Origin of the sequence: Hymenobacter latericoloratus, from assembly GCF_014199535.1 — a bacterium.
Classification (GTDB): Bacteria; Bacteroidota; Bacteroidia; order Cytophagales; family Hymenobacteraceae; genus Hymenobacter; species Hymenobacter latericoloratus.
Map to the genome: position 1 here is coordinate 696,246 of NZ_JACHNV010000001.1, position 15,648 is coordinate 711,893.

25 protein-coding genes are annotated in these 15,648 nt (G+C 54.8%); 24 read left to right on the forward strand and 1 reads right to left on the reverse strand.

From position 1 onward, the window contains the following. The first annotated feature begins 1 nt into the window (after nucleotide 1). From rpsQ to GGU46_RS03200, 24 genes are all read left to right on the forward strand, one after another. Nucleotides 2–292, forward strand: coding sequence for a 30S ribosomal protein S17 (gene rpsQ, locus GGU46_RS03085; protein ID WP_183402090.1), 291 nt, complete (start codon nucleotides 2–4; stop codon nucleotides 290–292). A gap of 1 nt (nucleotide 293) precedes the next feature. Then, entirely contained in the window at nucleotides 294–662 is a 369-nt protein-coding gene (rplN, locus tag GGU46_RS03090; RefSeq protein ID WP_110976717.1) for a 50S ribosomal protein L14, read from the forward strand. Nucleotides 663–665: 3 nt separating this feature from the next. Beyond that, the gene (rplX, locus tag GGU46_RS03095) at nucleotides 666–929 is read left to right on the forward strand and encodes a 50S ribosomal protein L24 (protein ID WP_139925674.1); all 264 of its coding nucleotides are present in this window, start codon (nucleotides 666–668) and stop codon (nucleotides 927–929) included. Nucleotides 930–943: 14 nt separating this feature from the next. Further along, nucleotides 944–1,504, forward strand: coding sequence for a 50S ribosomal protein L5 (rplE, locus tag GGU46_RS03100; protein WP_139925675.1), 561 nt, complete (start codon nucleotides 944–946; stop codon nucleotides 1,502–1,504). Then, a complete protein-coding gene (gene rpsN / locus GGU46_RS03105; protein WP_110976720.1) occupies nucleotides 1,497–1,766 on the forward strand; it encodes a 30S ribosomal protein S14 in 270 nt (89 codons plus the stop codon). Before rplE ends, rpsN begins: the two co-directional genes overlap by 8 nt. 196 nt (nucleotides 1,767–1,962) lie before the next feature. Continuing rightward, a complete protein-coding gene (rpsH, locus tag GGU46_RS03110) occupies nucleotides 1,963–2,361 on the forward strand; it encodes a 30S ribosomal protein S8 (protein WP_110976721.1) in 399 nt (132 codons plus the stop codon). Nucleotides 2,362–2,381: 20 nt separating this feature from the next. Continuing rightward, a complete protein-coding gene (gene rplF / locus GGU46_RS03115; protein WP_183402091.1) occupies nucleotides 2,382–2,936 on the forward strand; it encodes a 50S ribosomal protein L6 in 555 nt (184 codons plus the stop codon). A 9-nt stretch (nucleotides 2,937–2,945) separates the two neighbouring features. Further along, nucleotides 2,946–3,296, forward strand: coding sequence for a 50S ribosomal protein L18 (gene rplR / locus GGU46_RS03120; RefSeq protein ID WP_183402092.1), 351 nt, complete (start codon nucleotides 2,946–2,948; stop codon nucleotides 3,294–3,296). Between the two features lie 6 nt (nucleotides 3,297–3,302). Next, on the forward strand, nucleotides 3,303–3,908 hold the full coding sequence (gene rpsE / locus GGU46_RS03125; protein ID WP_220614391.1) for a 30S ribosomal protein S5: 606 nt from the start codon (nucleotides 3,303–3,305) through the stop codon (nucleotides 3,906–3,908). A gap of 6 nt (nucleotides 3,909–3,914) precedes the next feature. Beyond that, on the forward strand, nucleotides 3,915–4,094 hold the full coding sequence (gene rpmD / locus GGU46_RS03130; RefSeq protein WP_110976724.1) for a 50S ribosomal protein L30: 180 nt from the start codon (nucleotides 3,915–3,917) through the stop codon (nucleotides 4,092–4,094). 13 nt (nucleotides 4,095–4,107) lie between these two features. Then, nucleotides 4,108–4,551: a 50S ribosomal protein L15 gene (gene rplO / locus GGU46_RS03135; RefSeq protein ID WP_183402093.1), complete on the forward strand. Its 444-nt coding sequence runs from the start codon at nucleotides 4,108–4,110 to the stop codon at nucleotides 4,549–4,551. Between the two features lie 12 nt (nucleotides 4,552–4,563). Beyond that, on the forward strand, nucleotides 4,564–5,880 hold the full coding sequence (secY, locus tag GGU46_RS03140) for a preprotein translocase subunit SecY (protein WP_183402094.1): 1,317 nt from the start codon (nucleotides 4,564–4,566) through the stop codon (nucleotides 5,878–5,880). A gap of 1 nt (nucleotide 5,881) precedes the next feature. Then, entirely contained in the window at nucleotides 5,882–6,652 is a 771-nt protein-coding gene (map, locus tag GGU46_RS03145; protein ID WP_183402095.1) for a type I methionyl aminopeptidase, read from the forward strand. Between the two features lie 4 nt (nucleotides 6,653–6,656). Further along, nucleotides 6,657–6,875, forward strand: coding sequence for a translation initiation factor IF-1 (infA, locus tag GGU46_RS03150; protein ID WP_022822146.1), 219 nt, complete (start codon nucleotides 6,657–6,659; stop codon nucleotides 6,873–6,875). Between the two features lie 9 nt (nucleotides 6,876–6,884). Then, a complete protein-coding gene (gene rpmJ, locus GGU46_RS03155) occupies nucleotides 6,885–7,001 on the forward strand; it encodes a 50S ribosomal protein L36 (RefSeq protein WP_045688470.1) in 117 nt (38 codons plus the stop codon). A gap of 26 nt (nucleotides 7,002–7,027) precedes the next feature. Then, nucleotides 7,028–7,405: a 30S ribosomal protein S13 gene (rpsM, locus tag GGU46_RS03160; RefSeq protein WP_045688471.1), complete on the forward strand. Its 378-nt coding sequence runs from the start codon at nucleotides 7,028–7,030 to the stop codon at nucleotides 7,403–7,405. A 79-nt stretch (nucleotides 7,406–7,484) separates the two neighbouring features. Beyond that, nucleotides 7,485–7,877, forward strand: coding sequence for a 30S ribosomal protein S11 (gene rpsK / locus GGU46_RS03165; RefSeq protein WP_110977283.1), 393 nt, complete (start codon nucleotides 7,485–7,487; stop codon nucleotides 7,875–7,877). A gap of 128 nt (nucleotides 7,878–8,005) precedes the next feature. Beyond that, a complete protein-coding gene (rpsD, locus tag GGU46_RS03170; protein WP_110976728.1) occupies nucleotides 8,006–8,611 on the forward strand; it encodes a 30S ribosomal protein S4 in 606 nt (201 codons plus the stop codon). A 148-nt stretch (nucleotides 8,612–8,759) separates the two neighbouring features. Further along, nucleotides 8,760–9,749, forward strand: coding sequence for a DNA-directed RNA polymerase subunit alpha (locus GGU46_RS03175; protein WP_139925681.1), 990 nt, complete (start codon nucleotides 8,760–8,762; stop codon nucleotides 9,747–9,749). Between the two features lie 222 nt (nucleotides 9,750–9,971). Beyond that, complete coding sequence (gene rplQ / locus GGU46_RS03180; protein ID WP_110976730.1) at nucleotides 9,972–10,550, forward strand: 50S ribosomal protein L17; 579 nt, start codon at nucleotides 9,972–9,974, stop codon at nucleotides 10,548–10,550. A 414-nt stretch (nucleotides 10,551–10,964) separates the two neighbouring features. Then, nucleotides 10,965–12,236 (forward strand): phosphopyruvate hydratase, encoded by a 1,272-nt coding sequence (eno, locus tag GGU46_RS03185; RefSeq protein ID WP_183402096.1) that lies wholly within the window; start codon nucleotides 10,965–10,967, stop codon nucleotides 12,234–12,236. Between the two features lie 196 nt (nucleotides 12,237–12,432). Further along, entirely contained in the window at nucleotides 12,433–12,753 is a 321-nt protein-coding gene (locus tag GGU46_RS03190) for an FtsB family cell division protein (protein ID WP_183402097.1), read from the forward strand. Between the two features lie 35 nt (nucleotides 12,754–12,788). Then, nucleotides 12,789–13,871 carry a CARDB domain-containing protein gene (locus GGU46_RS03195; protein ID WP_183402098.1) on the forward strand — a complete coding sequence of 361 codons (1,083 nt, stop codon included), beginning with the start codon at nucleotides 12,789–12,791 and terminating at the stop codon, nucleotides 13,869–13,871. 208 nt (nucleotides 13,872–14,079) lie between these two features. Beyond that, complete coding sequence (locus GGU46_RS03200) at nucleotides 14,080–14,406, forward strand: hypothetical protein (RefSeq protein ID WP_183402099.1); 327 nt, start codon at nucleotides 14,080–14,082, stop codon at nucleotides 14,404–14,406. A gap of 7 nt (nucleotides 14,407–14,413) precedes the next feature. Here the strand turns inward: GGU46_RS03200 and GGU46_RS03205 are convergent, their stop codons facing one another. Continuing rightward, the gene (locus GGU46_RS03205) at nucleotides 14,414–15,622 is read right to left on the reverse strand and encodes an anhydro-N-acetylmuramic acid kinase (protein ID WP_183402100.1); all 1,209 of its coding nucleotides are present in this window, start codon (nucleotides 15,620–15,622) and stop codon (nucleotides 14,414–14,416) included. Between the last annotated feature and the right edge of the window lie 26 nt (nucleotides 15,623–15,648).

Sequence of the window (15,648 nt, forward strand, 5' to 3'; positions counted from 1 at the left end):
GATGGCAAGCAACGAAGAACAGCAGGCAACGACCGCTACCGAGCGGAACCTGCGTAAAGAAATCATCGGGCGCGTTTCTTCTTCCAAGATGGACAAATCCATCACGGTAGTGGTAGAAAGCAAAATCAAACACCCGATCTACGGTAAGTTCGTTACCAAGTCGACCAAGTTCATGGCCCACGACGAGAACAACGAATGCGGCGAAGGGGATACGGTTCGCATCATGTCGACCCGTCCGCTGAGCAAGAACAAACGCTGGAGACTGGTAGAAATCGTAGAACGCGCCAAGTAAGATGATACAGCAAGAATCCCGTCTGACCGTCGCTGATAATAGCGGCGCCAAAGAAGTTCTCTGCATTCGTGTCCTCGGTGGCACGGGCAAGAAATACGCCAGTGTAGGCGACAAGATTGTAGTAGCAATTAAGTCAGCTATTCCTTCCGGCAACGCCAAGAAAGGCGCTGTATCGAAGGCAGTAGTAGTTCGCACGAAGAAAGAAGTACGCCGCAAAGACGGTTCGTACATCCGCTTCGATGACAATGCTGCTGTACTGCTCAACAATAACGACGAGCCCCGCGGTACCCGCATCTTCGGCCCCGTGGCCCGCGAACTGCGTGAAAAGCAGTTCATGAAGATTGTTTCGCTGGCTCCTGAAGTTCTCTAAGCAATGGCAACGAAAACGAAAGCAACGCCCGCGAAACTGCACGTAAAAACTGGCGACACCGTTCTGGTGATTTCCGGCGACGAGAAAGGCAAAACCGGTGTTATCAAATCGGTGAACCGTTCGACGCAGCGTGTTATCGTGGAAGGCCTAAACCTGGCAACCAAGCACAACAAACCTAGTGCGAAGAACCCCCAGGGCGGCATCACCAAGATCGAGGCACCGATTCACGTGAGCAACGTGAAGCGCGTTGAATCGACCAACGCCTAACCCGCTCTACGACTATGGCTCGACTGAAAGATAAATATCAGAAAGAAGTAGTACCGGCGCTCCAGGAGAAATTCCAGTTCAAGAGCATCATGCAGGTACCGCGCATCACTAAGATCTGCATCAACCGCGGCATTGGTTCAGCAGTAGCTGATAAAAAGCTGGTAGATAATGGTGTTGACGAATTGACGACCATCACGGGTCAGAAAGCCGTTGCCACTATCGCCAAGCGGTCGGTATCGAACTTTAAATTGCGTGAAGGCATGCCCATCGGGGCCCGCGTTACCCTGCGTGGTAACCAGATGTACGAGTTTCTCGACCGTCTGCTGACGGTTGCTCTGCCCCGCGTTCGTGACTTCAAAGGCATTAACGACAAGGGCTTCGATGGCCGTGGTAACTATACCCTGGGCATCAAGGAGCAAATTATCTTCCCGGAAATTTCGATTGACAAAATCAAGTCAATTGCCGGTATGGATATTACCTTCGTAACGACAGCTGAAAACGACGAGCAGAGCTACGAGCTGCTACGCGCCTTCGGAATGCCGTTCGCTAACGCCAAGAAACAGAACAATGGCTAAGGAATCAATGAAAGCACGGGAGCGGAAGCGTATTGCTACCGTAGCCCGTTACGCTGAGAAGCGCAAGGCTCTAAAAGAGGCTGGCGACTACGAAGCTCTGGACAAGTTGCCCCGCAATGCTTCGCCCGTGCGCCTGCACAACCGCGACAAGATTGACGGCCGTCCTCGTGGTTACATGCGCAAGTTTGGCATTAGCCGCGTGCGTTTCCGCGAAATGGCTCTCGCCGGCAAAATTCCCGGTGTAACCAAGTCCAGCTGGTAGTACCGCTGTTCCTGCCAAACCAGAGTTTTCTGTAAGGCATTGTTATTTGGCAGGTTGCCGAAAGAAACCATCAGCCGAGCCCTTAAAAGCCGAGTTGAGTAGTCTTAACCGAAAATTTCGTCGCCTCTTTCTGTGGCGGCGAAATTTTCATATCTTTGCGGCTCCCTAAAAATGGGCGCTTCATTTTCATAATCAAATGAACACAGATCCAATTGCCGACTACCTCACCCGGGTGCGCAATGCCATCAAGGCTAATCACCGGGTAGTAGAAATCCCGGCCAGCAACATCAAGAAGGAGATTACGAAGGTGCTCTACAAGAAGGGCTACATTCAGAGCTACCGGTTTGATGACGCCGCAGTACAGGGCACGATCAAAATCGCGCTGAAGTACAATCCGGCTACCAAGAAATCCGCCATTACGAAACTGGAGCGCATCAGCACCCCGGGTCTGCGTCAGTATGCTCACGTGGAAAACCTGCCGCGCGTATTGAGCGGCTTGGGTATTGCGATTCTGTCGACGTCGAAAGGCGTAATGACCGAGAAAGAGGCGAAAGCCGAGAACGTGGGCGGCGAAGTGCTGTGCTACGTCTACTAATCTGAAAGGAAAACGAGACTATGTCACGCATTGGTAAACTGCCCATCAGCCTGCCCACTAACGTGCAGGTTGAAGTGAGCAACGAAAACACGGTAACCGTGAAGGGCCCGAAAGGCACCCTGACCGTTCCGGTGGACCGCGACATTACCGTAGCAACCGAAGATGGTCAGCTGGTAGTGACTCGCCCAACTGAGCAGAAGCGCCACAAAGCCATGCACGGCCTCTACCGCTCGTTGCTAAATAACGCCGTGGACGGCGTTAGCAATGGTCTGGAAGAGAAGCTGGAGTTGGTAGGTGTAGGTTACAAGGCTTCGATGTCGGGTACTACGCTGGAACTGTCGCTGGGTTACTCGCATAATATCTTCCTGGCTCTGCCTAAAGAGGTAACGGCAACGGCTGTAACGGAAAAGGGTAAGAACCCTATCGTTACGCTGACTAGCATTGACAAGCAACTGCTGGGTCAGGTAGCCGCCAAGATTCGCTCGCTGCGCAAAGTTGAGCCCTACAAAGGCAAAGGCGTGCGCTTCGTAGGTGAGCAGATTCGTCGTAAGGCTGGTAAAACGGCTTCGAAATAATATCACACCATGGCTTTCGATAAAGCAACTAGAAGAAAACGGATCCAGCGCATCATCCGCACTAAGGTCGCTGGCACGTCCGAGCGTCCGCGTCTGTCGGTCTTTCGTAGCAACACGGGCATCTATGCCCAGATTATTGACGACACGAAGGGTCACACGCTGGCGTCTGCTTCCTCGAAGCACGTTTCGGTGGAAGGGGGCAACGGAGTAGCCCTCGCCGCCGCAGTCGGCAAAGAAATTGCCGCCCGTGCTCAGGCAAAAGGAATTTCGAAAGTGGTATTTGACCGTTCCGGTTACCTCTACCACGGCCGCGTAAAATCATTGGCAGAAGGAGCCCGCGAAGGCGGCCTCAATTTCTAACTCATCATGGCAGAATTTAACAACGGCAACCGTGGTGGTGGCAATGACCGTGGCGGTAATGACCGTCGGGGTGGTGGCAACGACCGTCGCGGCGGCAACGACCGGAACGCTGAACAGTCACGCACCGGTGATTCCGATCTGAAAGAAAAAGTGGTTGCTATCAACCGCGTAGCGAAAGTAGTGAAAGGCGGTCGTCGTTTCAGCTTCTCGGCTATCGTGGTAGTAGGTGACGGCAACGGTACCGTAGGCTACGGCCTGGGTAAAGCCAATGAAGTAACCGACGCCATTGCCAAGGGCATTGACGACGCGAAAAAGAATCTAGTGAAAGTGCCGCTGTACAAGCACACGGTGCCTCACGTAATGGAAGGTAAGTATTCGGGCGGTTTTGTGCTGGTTCAGCCGGCCGCGGCTGGTACGGGCGTAATTGCCGGTGGTGCTATGCGTGCCGTATTCGAAAGCGCCGGTATCAAAGACGTACTCGCTAAGTCGAAAGGCTCGTCCAACCCCCACAACGTGGTAAAGGCTACCTTTGACGCTTTGTTGAAGATGCGTGACCCCATGCAGATTGCACAGGCTCGCGGCATCACTCTCTCCCAAGTGTTTAACGGCTAAGAGCAGATGGCGCAGATCCAAATTAAACTCGTTAAGAGCGTTATTGACCGCCCCGAGCGGCAGAAGCGCACTGTAAAGGCCCTGGGCCTTGGTAAGATCGGCAGCACGAAGGCGGTGGAAAACACCCCCCAGGTAGCTGGTATGATTGATGCCGTAAAGCACCTGTTGGAAGTAACCGAACTCTAGGAATCTCCCGAAAATGAATCTCAGCAATCTCCAACCCGCCGCCGGCTCCACGCGCAACGAAAAGCGCATTGGCCGTGGTACGGGTTCCGGCCGTGGTGGCACATCCACGCGCGGTCATAAAGGTGCCAAGTCCCGTTCGGGTTACTCCAAAAAGTCGGGCTTCGAAGGCGGCCAAATGCCGCTGCAGCGCCGGGTACCGAAATTCGGTTTCAAGAACATCAACCGTGTAGAATATAAAGCCGTCAACCTCGACGTGCTGGCCGCTCTCACCGAGAATGGCACTACTACGTTGGATGCTGCGTTCTTCGTAACTGCTGGTTTGGCTTCCAAAAACGCCAAAATCAAAGTTCTGGGGCGTGGTGAAATCACCAAAGCACTGGAAGTACATGCTCACGCTTTCTCTAAGTCGGCTGTTGAAGCTATTGAGAAGGCTGGTGGCAAAGCTGTGACGCTGTAAGCCTGACTGGCAATGAACAAGTTCATCACCACGATTAAGAACATTTTTGCGATTGAAGATCTGCGTATGCGGATCTTCAATACGCTTTTTTTCATTGCCATCTACCGGCTGGGTTCTTACGTGGTGCTCCCCGGCGTCGATCCGACTCGGCTCACCCAAGGCGGCGCTACCGGAGTTCTGGGTATATTAGATACCTTACTCGGTGGTGCTTTTAGCCATGCCTCGATTTTCGCGCTAGGCATCATGCCTTACATCTCGGCATCAATCGTACTGCAGCTGCTTACAATTGCAGTTCCCTACTTCCAAAAATTGCAGAAGGAGGGCGAATCGGGACGTAAGAAGATCAACCAGTACACACGCGTACTTACAATACCAATTGTAGCATTGCAGTCAGTCGGCTTCATTGCCACGATTAACGCAGACGCCATTGTTAATCCAGGTGTCTTTTTTACCGTCTCAACAGCCATAATAGTAACAGCAGGTACGCTGTTCTGCATGTGGTTGGGAGAAAAAATTACCGACAAAGGCATTGGTAATGGCATTTCCATGATCATTATGATTGGGATTGTGTCTCGCCTACCTGGCGCTTTGATCGGAGAAGCTACAGCCCGTACTATGCGGGGCTCGTTGATTTTCCTGATTGAACTGGTTGTACTGTTCCTGGTAGTTATGGCGGTTATCATCCTGACTCAGGCTGTCCGTCAGATTCCCGTTCAGTATGCCAAGCAAATTGGGGGAGCTGCCAGTCTCAGTTCACAACGCCAGTACATTCCGATGAAGGTGAATGCAGCCGGGGTTATGCCGATCATCTTCGCTCAATCGTTGATGTTTGTGCCTGCCATTGCTGCATCAGCTTGGAACAAAAATAGTGATACGGCCACCCTCATTGGGACTTGGTTTCAACCAGACCATTTGGTGTACAACGTGGTGTTTGGATTACTAATCATCATCTTTACCTACTTCTACACAGCTATCAGCGTTAACCCCAATCAGATTGCGGATGACCTAAAGCGCAGTGGGGGGTTCATTCCGGGTGTAAAGCCTGGCCGTGACACTTCGGAGTATATAGATGAAGTACTCACCCGTATTACGTTGCCTGGTGCTGTGGCCCTGGCTGTTATTGCCATTCTCCCCTCTTTAGCTACAGTGGCTGGGGTAACCCGTCCGTTTGCTCAGTTTTACGGCGGCACCTCGCTTATCATTATGGTAGGGGTAGTATTGGACACCATGAACCAAGTGAAAAGCTATCTGCTCATGCGTCACTACGATGGCATGATGAAGACTGGCAAAGTTCGCGGCCGTTCGCAAAACATTGCCCTCGCCTCGTAAGATGATTTTTTACAAGACCGAGGAAGAAATAGAATTCATGCGAGCTAGCGCGAAAGTGCTGGCTCAGGCCCACGGAGAAGTGGCCCGCATGATTCAGGAAGGAATCACGACGCGTGCATTAGATCAGCGTGCCGAGGAATTCATCCGGGACCATGGTGGCCAGCCTTCCTTCAAGGGATACAATGGATTTGAGTATAGCCTCTGTATCTCTCCCAACTCGGTAGTAGTGCACGGTTTCCCGGGTGACTACACGCTGAAAAGCGGTGACGTGGTTTCGATTGATTGCGGAGTTTTGCTTAATGGCTACCACGCGGATAGTGCTTATACCCACCCGGTAGGGGAGGTAGCACCGGAAGTGACTAAGCTGCTAGAGGAAACTAAGAAGTCGCTGTACCTCGGTATTGAACAAGCAGTGGCTGGCAACCGGATGGGCGACGTAAGCTACGCTATCCAGAACCATGTTGAGAAACAAGGGTATGGAGTGGTTCGGGAGCTAGTTGGTCACGGCATTGGCAAAAAACTGCATGAGCGGCCTGAGGTACCCAACTACGGTAAACGTGGAGCCGGTCTGAAGCTGCAAACCGGGCTAGTACTTGCCATTGAACCCATGGTGAACCTCGGCAAGAAGGATGTGATTCAGGAAAAGGATGGCTGGACTATCCGAACCAAAGATCTAAAGCCCTCGGCGCACTTTGAGCATACAGTAGTTGTTCGCAAAGACAAGGCGGAAATACTTACCTCCTTCGAATACATAGAAAAAGCCTTACAGTAGCCTTATGGCCAAACAAACTTCCATTGAGCAGGACGGTGTTATCCTGGAAGCCTTATCCAACGCCATGTTCCGCGTGGAGCTGGAAAACGGTCACCAGCTGATTGCCCATATTTCGGGTAAGATGCGGATGCACTACATCAAGATTCTGCCGGGAGATAAGGTAAAACTCGAAATGTCGCCCTACGATTTGTCGAAGGGACGAATTGTGTACCGTTACAAATAACCCGACGACATGAAAGTCAAAGCGTCAGTAAAGAAGCGTAGCGTTGATTGCAAAATCATCCGCCGCAAGGGCAAGCTCTACGTGATTAACAAGAAGAACCCGCGCTATAAGCAGCGTCAGGGCTAGTAGCACCAGACTTTTTAAGAAAGCACATGGCTCGTATTGCAGGGGTAGATATCCCAGACAACAAGCGCGGTGAAATCGCGCTGACCTACATCTTCGGCATTGGCCGTCCTTCTGCTCAGCAGATTCTCACCAAAGCAGGTGTTGACCTGAACAAGAAGGTGAAGGATTGGACTGAAGCTGAGGCTGGCGAAATCCGCGGCGTGATTGCCGCCGAGTATAAGACCGAAGGTGTGCTGCGCTCAGAAGTGCAGCTGAACATTAAGCGTCTGATGGACATCGGTTGCTACCGGGGTCTGCGTCACCGCAAAGGTTTGCCGGTTCGTGGTCAGCGCACCAAGAACAACTCACGCACCCGCAAGGGTAAGCGTAAGACCGTTGCTGGCAAGAAGAAGGCTACTAAATAATCTGTAGCGGGAATCGAAGCCCGGCTTCCTTTGTTAGGAGCGGGCTTCAACACCTTCCGCAGTTTTTTGCGATAACCAAATGGCACAAAAAAGAAAAGACAAAGCCAAAAAGCGCGTTGTCGTTGTGGAACCCGTAGGTCAGGTACACATCAAGGCCTCGTTCAACAACATCATCATCTCCATCACCAACAACAATGGTCAGGTAATTTCCTGGGCTTCGGCTGGTAAGATGGGTTTCCGGGGTTCGAAGAAGAACACCCCCTACGCAGCTCAAATGGCTGCTACGGACTGCGGCAAAGTAGCCCACGACTTGGGTCTGCGCAAAGCTGAGGTGTTCGTGAAGGGTCCGGGCGCAGGCCGTGAATCGGCTATCCGTACGCTGGGTAACGTGGGTATTGAGGTAACGACCATTAAGGACGTGACGCCGCTGCCCCACAATGGCTGCCGTCCTCCCAAACGTCGTCGCGTTTGATTTAGTGAACAGGCCTGCACTGCAGGTCACCGGTGTCGGATTCCGGTTGCGCCTTTTCACCCCTGCAAGGTGCGCCTCGGGAATCCGACACGCGCGGTTCAACCCCCTCAAAACTCAACAAACCTGAAATGGCACGTTATACTGGTCCTAAAACCAAGATTGCCCGTCGCTTCAATGAGCCGATTTTCGGCCCGAGCAAGGCACTCACCAAAAAAGCATATCCTCCGGGCCAGCACGGCCGTGGTCGTCGTAAGAAGCAGAGCGAGTACGCTGTCCAGCTGATGGAGAAGCAGAAAGTGAAGTACATGTACGGTGTACTGGAGAAGCAATTCGAAAACCTGTTCCACAAAGCTGCTACTCTGCCCGGCATTACTGGTGACAACCTGCTGGCTTTGCTGGAGTCGCGCCTCGACAACACAGTGTACCGTCTGGGCATTGCCCCGACCCGCCGTGCTGCTCGTCAGCTGGTGTTGCACAAGCACATTACCGTTAATGGAGAGGTAGTAAACATTGCCTCCTACCGTCTGCGCGCTGGCGATGTAGTGGCCGTGCGTGAAAAATCGAAGTCGCTGGAGGCTATTACCACGAGCCTGAGCGCCCGTAACGCCCGCGCTTTCTCGTGGCTGGAGTGGGACGGCAAGGAGCTGGTGGGCAAGTTCATCAGCGCCCCCTCGCGTGACCTGATTCCGGAGAAAATCACGGAGCAGCTCATCGTCGAGTTGTACTCGAAGTAATTCTTGGAACGGCCCGGCAGTCCGGGCCGTTTCTCTGCTTCGACTTTTTTCCTTGTTATAACTGGAACTGGGTAGCAGGCGGTAAGAAATTAGGCTACATTGGCCGCGTTCTTACTGTCTGCTATTCACTACTTCAAACGCCCCACTTATGTCAATCTTAGCTTTTCAAATGCCGGAGAAGGTGGTAATGGAGAAATCCGACGACTTCTACGGAACGTTTGAATTCAAACCGCTGGAGAAAGGCTACGGCGTCACGATCGGCAACGCTCTGCGCCGCATCCTGCTGTCGTCGCTGGAGGGCTATGCCATCACGTCGGTGCGCACCAACAGCGTTCTGCACGAGTTCATGACCATTGAAGGGGTGATTGAGGATATGTCCGAAATCATTCTGAACCTAAAGCAGGTTCGCTTCAAGAAAGTGAGCGACGCCATCGAAGACAAAATCACGGTGCGCGTAAAAGGGCAGGATACCTTCTCGGCTGGCGATATCAACAAGTTTACAACCGGCTTCCAGGTACTGAACCCCGAGCTGGTAATCTGCAACGTGGACCCCGCGACGGAGCTCGAATTTGAGTTCACGATTCAGAAAGGTCGTGGCTACGTTCCCGCTGAGGAAAACAAGCCTGCTGACCAAGTTTTCGGTCAGATTGCTATTGATGCTATTTTCACGCCTATCAAAAACGTGAAGTATAGCATCGAAAACACTCGCGTGGAGCAAAAGACCGACTATGAGAAGCTCGTTATCGAGATTCACACCGACGGTTCCATCCACCCGGAGGATGCGTTGAAAGGTGCCGCTAACATTCTCATCCAACACTTCATGCTGTTCTCCGACAGCACCATGACCTTCGAGACGGCCAAGGCTGAGGAAGAGGAGACGGTGGACGAGGAGACGCTGCACATGCGCAAGGTGCTGAAGACGCCGCTGGCGGATATGGACCTGAGCGTACGCGCGTACAACTGCCTCAAAGCTGCCGACATCAAAACCCTCGGTGACTTGGTGCAGCTGGACATGGCTGACATGATGAAGTTCCGCAACTTCGGTAAGAAGTCGTTGACTGAGCTGGAGAACCTGGTAGAGGAAAAGGGGCTGACCTTTGGGATGGACCTAAGCCGCTACAAGCTCGACGAAGAATAGCAGATATAAACGGAATGGGCTGATGGTGAACTGTGTGTTGTGCACATATTCATCATCAGCCCATTTTTCATAGCAAGGTATTACGTACCTTTGCACGCCATTTCACACTTTATCAACTTAGTAAGCCCCCGAGGAACAACGGTTCTAATGTGAAAGCACTCTGGTGGCAGATTGCTTTTCCGCCGTGGTCGTTGTTCGCAAGCTTACCCCTCTTTTCATTTTATGCGTCACGGTAAAACCATCAACCACCTCGGCCGGACGGCCTCGCACCGCAATGCCATGCTCTCGAACATGGCTTCGTCGCTGATTCTGCACAAGCGTATTTCGACGACGGTTGCCAAAGCAAAAGCTCTGCGCAAGTTTGTAGAGCCCCTGCTGACCAAGTCGAAAAACGATACCACGCACTCGCGCCGTCTGGTTTTCGCTGAGCTGGGCAACAAAGAAGCCCTGAAAGAGCTGTTCGGCACGGTATCGAGCAAAGTGGCTAACCGCCCCGGCGGTTACACCCGTATCATCAAGCTGAGCGACGTGCGTCTGGGCGACAACGCTGAAATGTGCATCATCGAGCTGGTTGACTTCAACGAAACCCTGCTGGAAGCGAAGAACGCTGGTGAAGCGAAAGCTGCCGCCCCTGCTACCCGTCGTTCGCGCAGCAAGAAGAAAGCTGACGCTCCGGCTGGCGAGGCTGTAGCTCCGGCTGCAGTAGTAGAAACCGCTGCTCCTGCTGACACGGCTACCACTACCGTACAGGAAGGCGAAACCCGCGACGAAGCGAAAGCTGACGAAGAAGCTGCTTCGTAAGCTGTAGTTACTGCGCCATTAGGAAAAGAGGCTGTCCCAAGTGGGGCAGCCTCTTTTTTTATTGTCTGCTCTGCAGCGACACGACTGACAGAAGAACTCGCTACGCTATAATGAGTAGGGTGAGTGCTGGCCTTTTGATCAGGATTTAGGTGGTAAGAAGGGGTAGGAAAAGTCTGTAGGACTGGATTTCAGCTACGCCCCGAATGGAGTATGCCACGTAGCGTTACACTGCTACTTCGTACGGACTCGTTGCTTAGGGTTTGGCGATACGGGAGGGGTAGGGGCACGGCAGAGTGATGGGCGAAATTCTGAAGCTGAAACGTCGGGGCTAATTTTTACCTTGCGGCGCAAACCCCGCCAGGCAGCGGCCTGGCCTCTACCCTGATTCATTTCACCCCATTTTCCTCATCCCTTATGAGCATTATCACCGAAATTCACGCTCGTCAGATTTTCGATTCCCGCGGCAACCCGACCGTTGAGGTGGATGTGACCACCGAGAGCGGAACCGTTGGCCGCGCCGCCGTACCGTCGGGTGCTTCTACCGGTAAGCACGAAGCCGTAGAGCTGCGCGACGACGATAAGTCGAAGTACATGGGCAAAGGCGTGCTGAAAGCGGTGGAAAACGTGAACAGCAAAATTGCGGAAGAGCTGATTGGCTTTTCGGTGTTCGAGCAAGGCCTGCTTGATAAAATCATGCTGGAACTGGATGGCACCCCGAACAAAGCTAACCTGGGCGCCAACGCCATTCTGGGCGCTTCGCTGGCTATTGCCCGCGCGGCGGCCGCCGAAGCCGGAATGCCCCTGTACCGCTACGTAGGCGGCGTAAACGCCACTACGCTGCCCGTGCCGATGATGAACATTCTGAACGGTGGGTCGCACGCCGACAATAGCATCGACTTCCAGGAGTTCATGATTATGCCCGTAGGCGCGCCTTCGTTTTCAGAAGCGCTGCGGTGGGGTACTGAAATCTTCCATCACCTGAAAAACGTGCTCAAGAAGCAAGGCCTGAGCACGAACGTAGGCGACGAGGGTGGTTTTGCTCCGAACATCAAATCCAATGAAGACGCCATCAAGGTGGTGCTGCAGGCCATTGAAACGGCTGGCTACAAGCCCGGCGACGACGTGATGATTGCCATGGACGCGGCGGCCTCGGAGTTCTACCAGGACGGGCACTACCATTTCAAGAAGAGCACCGGCGACAAGCTGACTTCGGCGGAAATGGTGGCTTACTGGACCGATTGGACCAAGAAATACCCCATCATCAGCATTGAAGATGGCATGGACGAAGACGACTGGGCAGGCTGGAAAAACCTCACCAACAGCATCGGCAGCACTACCCAGCTGGTGGGCGACGACCTGTTCGTGACCAACGTAAACCGTCTGCAGCGCGGCATCGATGAGCAGATTGCCAATGCCATCCTCATCAAAGTAAACCAGATTGGTACCCTGACCGAAACCATCGACGCCATCAATCTGGGGCGCCGCCACGGCTACAAGAGCATTATGTCGCACCGCTCGGGCGAGACGGAAGACAACACCATCTCTGACCTGGCCGTGGCCCTGAATACGGGTCAGATCAAGACGGGCTCGGCTTCGCGCTCCGACCGGATGGCCAAGTACAACCAGTTGCTGCGTATTGAGGAAGAACTGGGCGAAACGGCTTACTTCCCGGGCAAGAAAATGTAATTGCAGCGGTGGCGCCGGCTTTTGTGTAGCGGCCACTGAGTAAGAAGGCACTGCTGACCTCGGTCAGGAGTGCCTTTTTTCGTGTGTAGCAACCAGTCAGCAGACGTGTGGAGCAAGTAGCTGGGATGTGGGCAGAAAACAGGATATTTGTTGCAACAGCCTACCCTCGACTCCGTACTCAACCAGCACTCTTGCCATGAGCTTCTCCGGTATACTTGAGCGGATTCCCCGCTTGTTGCGCAGCTTTTACTTTCTGACAGGCCTGAGCTTTCTGGTGTGGATGTTTCTGTTCGATGCCAACGACTTTCTGAAGCAGTACGATATGTACGCCAAGTGGCAGGAACTGCAGAACGATAAGGAATACTACCTCCGCGAAATCGACAAAGTGAAAGAGGACCGGGCCGAGCTGCTGAGCAGCCCCGAGCTACTGGAGAAATTTGCCCGCGAAAAGTACATTATGAAACGCCCCGGCGAAGATGTGTTTGTGCTCGTGCCCCCCGCAAAAGAGGAGGAATAGAGTTACGCCTGATCTGACGCTACCCGATCCATCGTATGAAATCTGCTGTTATTTTAGCCATCGGCCTGCTGCTGGGCTGCTTGCCGTTGTATGCAACGGCCCAGGTTAAGCCTGATCTGGTGGTGGTGGAGCCGTATTCGATACCCACGCTGCTGTACAGCGGTGCTACCTACCCCTTTTCCGCCACTATTCGGGTGCAGGGCACCAATGGCTCCCAATTCAATTGCATCGGCTACTATCTGTCGGGGGATGCTACCTGGGACGCCACTGACGCTTACCTGGGTTCCAGCTGCCGGTCGTTGATGTTTCCTGGGGAAAGCGGCACGTGCGCCATCAATGGCACCATTCCGCCGCTGACCACGGCGGGCACGTATTACGTGCTGCTAGTGGCTGACCCTCTGAATGCGGAGCGGGAACTGGACGAAACCAATAACGTGGTGAGTGTGCCCGTTACAGTTGTTCGGGGCGTGACGCCGCTGCCGGACCTGCTGCTCTGGCGGCCGTCCTTATCGTTTGGAGAGGTGCCGGCCGGGGGCAGCACCGGGGCGTTTACCTTCATGTATAACCGGGGAGCCGGAGAGACTGGCGCCTATGAACTGGGGTTCTATTTATCGGCGGATACTGTATTTTCTGCCGGCAACGATGTTTTTTTGGATCTACTGGCGAATGGCATCAATCTGACCATGAATGGAGGTACCATCCACTCGGCCCCGGTGCTCACCATTCCGGCCACTACCGCACCCGGCACTTACTACCTACTGCTGGTGGCCGACCCGCGCAACCGCATCAGTGAGTCGGACGAAACCAACAACTCGCGGGCCCTACCCCTGCGCGTGGCCGGAACGGTAACTGCTACCGCCGCCAGCCGTCAGCAGGCAATAGAAGTGTACCCAAATCCGGCCGATAACGCGGGGTGTACTGTGCGGTGGGCGGGCGCCGGCCTCAACCGGGTAGAGGTATTTAATAGCCTGGGGCAGCTGGTTGGCTCGGCGGTTTCCTCCGGCGCGTCCCGCCCCGAGGTAAAACTGGATACGCAACGCTGGGTGCCGGGCATGTATACGCTGCGGCTTTTCGGGAGAGACGGACAGGTTGCCACCCAGCAGCTCCTCTGCCAGTAAATCGGCTCTTGGGTTTACAGAACGTAGTTATGCGCAACTGTTTCCGATGACTGCTGGCGTCTTCCCTTTTCTAGTGGGGCAATTGCTTGGGCTGACAGGGCCACATCACCCCCAGCAGGAGGCTCAGATGCCCGCTGGCGGCTACAGCCTTGGGCCAATCTGTACACAGGCCGCTCCGCTTTCGCAGGTGCAGGTGGCTCGGCGGTTTTTGCTAGCAGTAGTGCAGGGCGAGTGGGCCACGGCCTATAGCTACCTAGCGCCCGATGTGCGGCAGTCAATAACTGTGGAGCAGCTGCAGGTAGTCGCCCAGCCTTTTCGGGTGCAGGCCGGGCGCTATGGCAAAACCATTGATTTGTACAAGCTGGGCTACCGGCTGCGCGGCGCGGAGGCGCCAGAGCCGTTCGTTGCGTTTTCCTTCCGGGCCGATACCTTACGGCGTGTGCCCCATTTCCAGCTAGACGTTACCTTCCGCGACTCCACCAGCCGGCAGGTAGCCGGTTTCACCCTGATACCCCTGGCCGGCGCCGAAAACTAACCCACCGCTACCCTGGCCACGAGATTTTACCCATACTAACGCCCGGCACCCGCTGCCGCCCGCTGCCGAGGCTGATAGGCGTACCTGCCACGGCTTCGTTGGCCAGCACAGCGAAAAGGACGGCCTCTTTGGCATCGGGCAGCAGCCCCAGGGCCTGGGTGGTGGCGAAGCGGCAGCCGGGTAAGTGGCGCCGCAGGGCGGCCAGTAGGGTAGGGTTGTGGGCACCGCCCCCGCTCACATAAATGGACAGCTTCGGCTGCGCCCCGAAAGCCTGACGGACCGCTCGGGCCACGCCCAGGGCACTAAACTCGGTCAGGGTTGCCAGCAAGTCCTCCGGGCCTAGTGCCGGGGTAGCACTACGCTGCTGCGCCTGCTGAAGGTAAGCCACACTAAACAGCTCCGGACCGGTGGTTTTGGGGAGGTTACTCTCAAAAAAGGGGTGATTCAGCAGGGTCGCCAGCAGGCCTGCGTGCGCGCGGCCCGCGGCCGCCAGCTGGCCGTTGGCGTCATAAGCCAGGGTAGGGAAGTGGGTGCGCACCGTGGCGTCGAGTAGGGTGTTGCCGGGACCGGTGTCGGTGCTGAATACGGTGTGAGCGTCCTGGCCGGCACGAGGCAGGTAGGTGAAGTTGGCAATACCACCCAGATTGAGCAGCAGCCGTTCCTCATCGGGGCTGCTGAGCAGCAGATAGTCGCCGTAGGCAGCCAGGGGGGCTCCCTCACCGCCCGCTGCCACATGCTTCTGCCGAAAGTCGCTGACGGTGATAATACCTGTGTGCACGGCCAGGTGGTCGGCGTCGCCGAGCTGCAGGGTGGCATTCAACGGAAAATCGGGGTGCTGGTGCTGATGGTGCGGGGCGTGGTAAACGGTTTGGCCGTGGCTGGCAATCAGGTCAACGGCGGCGGGAGCTACCTGCCACTGTTCCAGGCAGGCCGCTACCATTGTCCCATGCGTGCGGCCCAACCAGGCGTGCAGCAGCGTCAGGTACTCCAAACTCACCTGGGGGCGTGCGAATACCTGCCGGATGCGGTGGCGCATATCGGCGGAGTACGGCACCGTTGTAAACTCCTCCAGCTCCAAACGGGTAGCCAGCCCGTGCCCGTGTAGGCGGCAAAGCGCCACGTCCAGCCCATCCAGCGAAGTGCCCGACATTAGGCCAATAACGCGGCGACTGGGCTGCTGGGCAAGTTGGGCCAGACGGACAAGGTAAGGATTCATAGCAAGACAGACTTTGTGCTTTTTAC

Bases quoted from the DNA above. Each gene is read 5' to 3' on its own strand.
- rpsM (WP_045688471.1), top strand. From the start codon at position 7,028: ATGGCTCGTATTGCAGGGGTAGATATCCCAGACAACAAGCGCGGTGAA.
- map (WP_183402095.1), top strand. From the start codon at position 5,882: ATGATTTTTTACAAGACCGAGGAAGAAATAGAATTCATGCGAGCTAGC.
- rpsH (WP_110976721.1), top strand. From the start codon at position 1,963: ATGAACACAGATCCAATTGCCGACTACCTCACCCGGGTGCGCAATGCC.
- rpsD (WP_110976728.1), top strand. From the start codon at position 8,006: ATGGCACGTTATACTGGTCCTAAAACCAAGATTGCCCGTCGCTTCAAT.
- infA (WP_022822146.1), top strand. From the start codon at position 6,657: ATGGCCAAACAAACTTCCATTGAGCAGGACGGTGTTATCCTGGAAGCC.
- rpsN (WP_110976720.1), top strand. From the start codon at position 1,497: ATGGCTAAGGAATCAATGAAAGCACGGGAGCGGAAGCGTATTGCTACC.
- rplF (WP_183402091.1), top strand. From the start codon at position 2,382: ATGTCACGCATTGGTAAACTGCCCATCAGCCTGCCCACTAACGTGCAG.
- secY (WP_183402094.1), top strand. From the start codon at position 4,564: ATGAACAAGTTCATCACCACGATTAAGAACATTTTTGCGATTGAAGAT.
- rplN (WP_110976717.1), top strand. From the start codon at position 294: ATGATACAGCAAGAATCCCGTCTGACCGTCGCTGATAATAGCGGCGCC.
- rplQ (WP_110976730.1), top strand. From the start codon at position 9,972: ATGCGTCACGGTAAAACCATCAACCACCTCGGCCGGACGGCCTCGCAC.
- rplE (WP_139925675.1), top strand. From the start codon at position 944: ATGGCTCGACTGAAAGATAAATATCAGAAAGAAGTAGTACCGGCGCTC.
- rplX (WP_139925674.1), top strand. From the start codon at position 666: ATGGCAACGAAAACGAAAGCAACGCCCGCGAAACTGCACGTAAAAACT.
- GGU46_RS03190 (WP_183402097.1), top strand. From the start codon at position 12,433: ATGAGCTTCTCCGGTATACTTGAGCGGATTCCCCGCTTGTTGCGCAGC.
- rplR (WP_183402092.1), top strand. From the start codon at position 2,946: ATGGCTTTCGATAAAGCAACTAGAAGAAAACGGATCCAGCGCATCATC.
- rpmJ (WP_045688470.1), top strand. From the start codon at position 6,885: ATGAAAGTCAAAGCGTCAGTAAAGAAGCGTAGCGTTGATTGCAAAATC.
- GGU46_RS03175 (WP_139925681.1), top strand. From the start codon at position 8,760: ATGTCAATCTTAGCTTTTCAAATGCCGGAGAAGGTGGTAATGGAGAAA.
- eno (WP_183402096.1), top strand. From the start codon at position 10,965: ATGAGCATTATCACCGAAATTCACGCTCGTCAGATTTTCGATTCCCGC.
- rpsE (WP_220614391.1), top strand. From the start codon at position 3,303: ATGGCAGAATTTAACAACGGCAACCGTGGTGGTGGCAATGACCGTGGC.
- GGU46_RS03195 (WP_183402098.1), top strand. From the start codon at position 12,789: ATGAAATCTGCTGTTATTTTAGCCATCGGCCTGCTGCTGGGCTGCTTG.
- rpsK (WP_110977283.1), top strand. From the start codon at position 7,485: ATGGCACAAAAAAGAAAAGACAAAGCCAAAAAGCGCGTTGTCGTTGTG.
- rpmD (WP_110976724.1), top strand. From the start codon at position 3,915: ATGGCGCAGATCCAAATTAAACTCGTTAAGAGCGTTATTGACCGCCCC.
- GGU46_RS03205 (WP_183402100.1), bottom strand. From the start codon at position 15,622: ATGAATCCTTACCTTGTCCGTCTGGCCCAACTTGCCCAGCAGCCCAGT.
- rplO (WP_183402093.1), top strand. From the start codon at position 4,108: ATGAATCTCAGCAATCTCCAACCCGCCGCCGGCTCCACGCGCAACGAA.
- rpsQ (WP_183402090.1), top strand. From the start codon at position 2: ATGGCAAGCAACGAAGAACAGCAGGCAACGACCGCTACCGAGCGGAAC.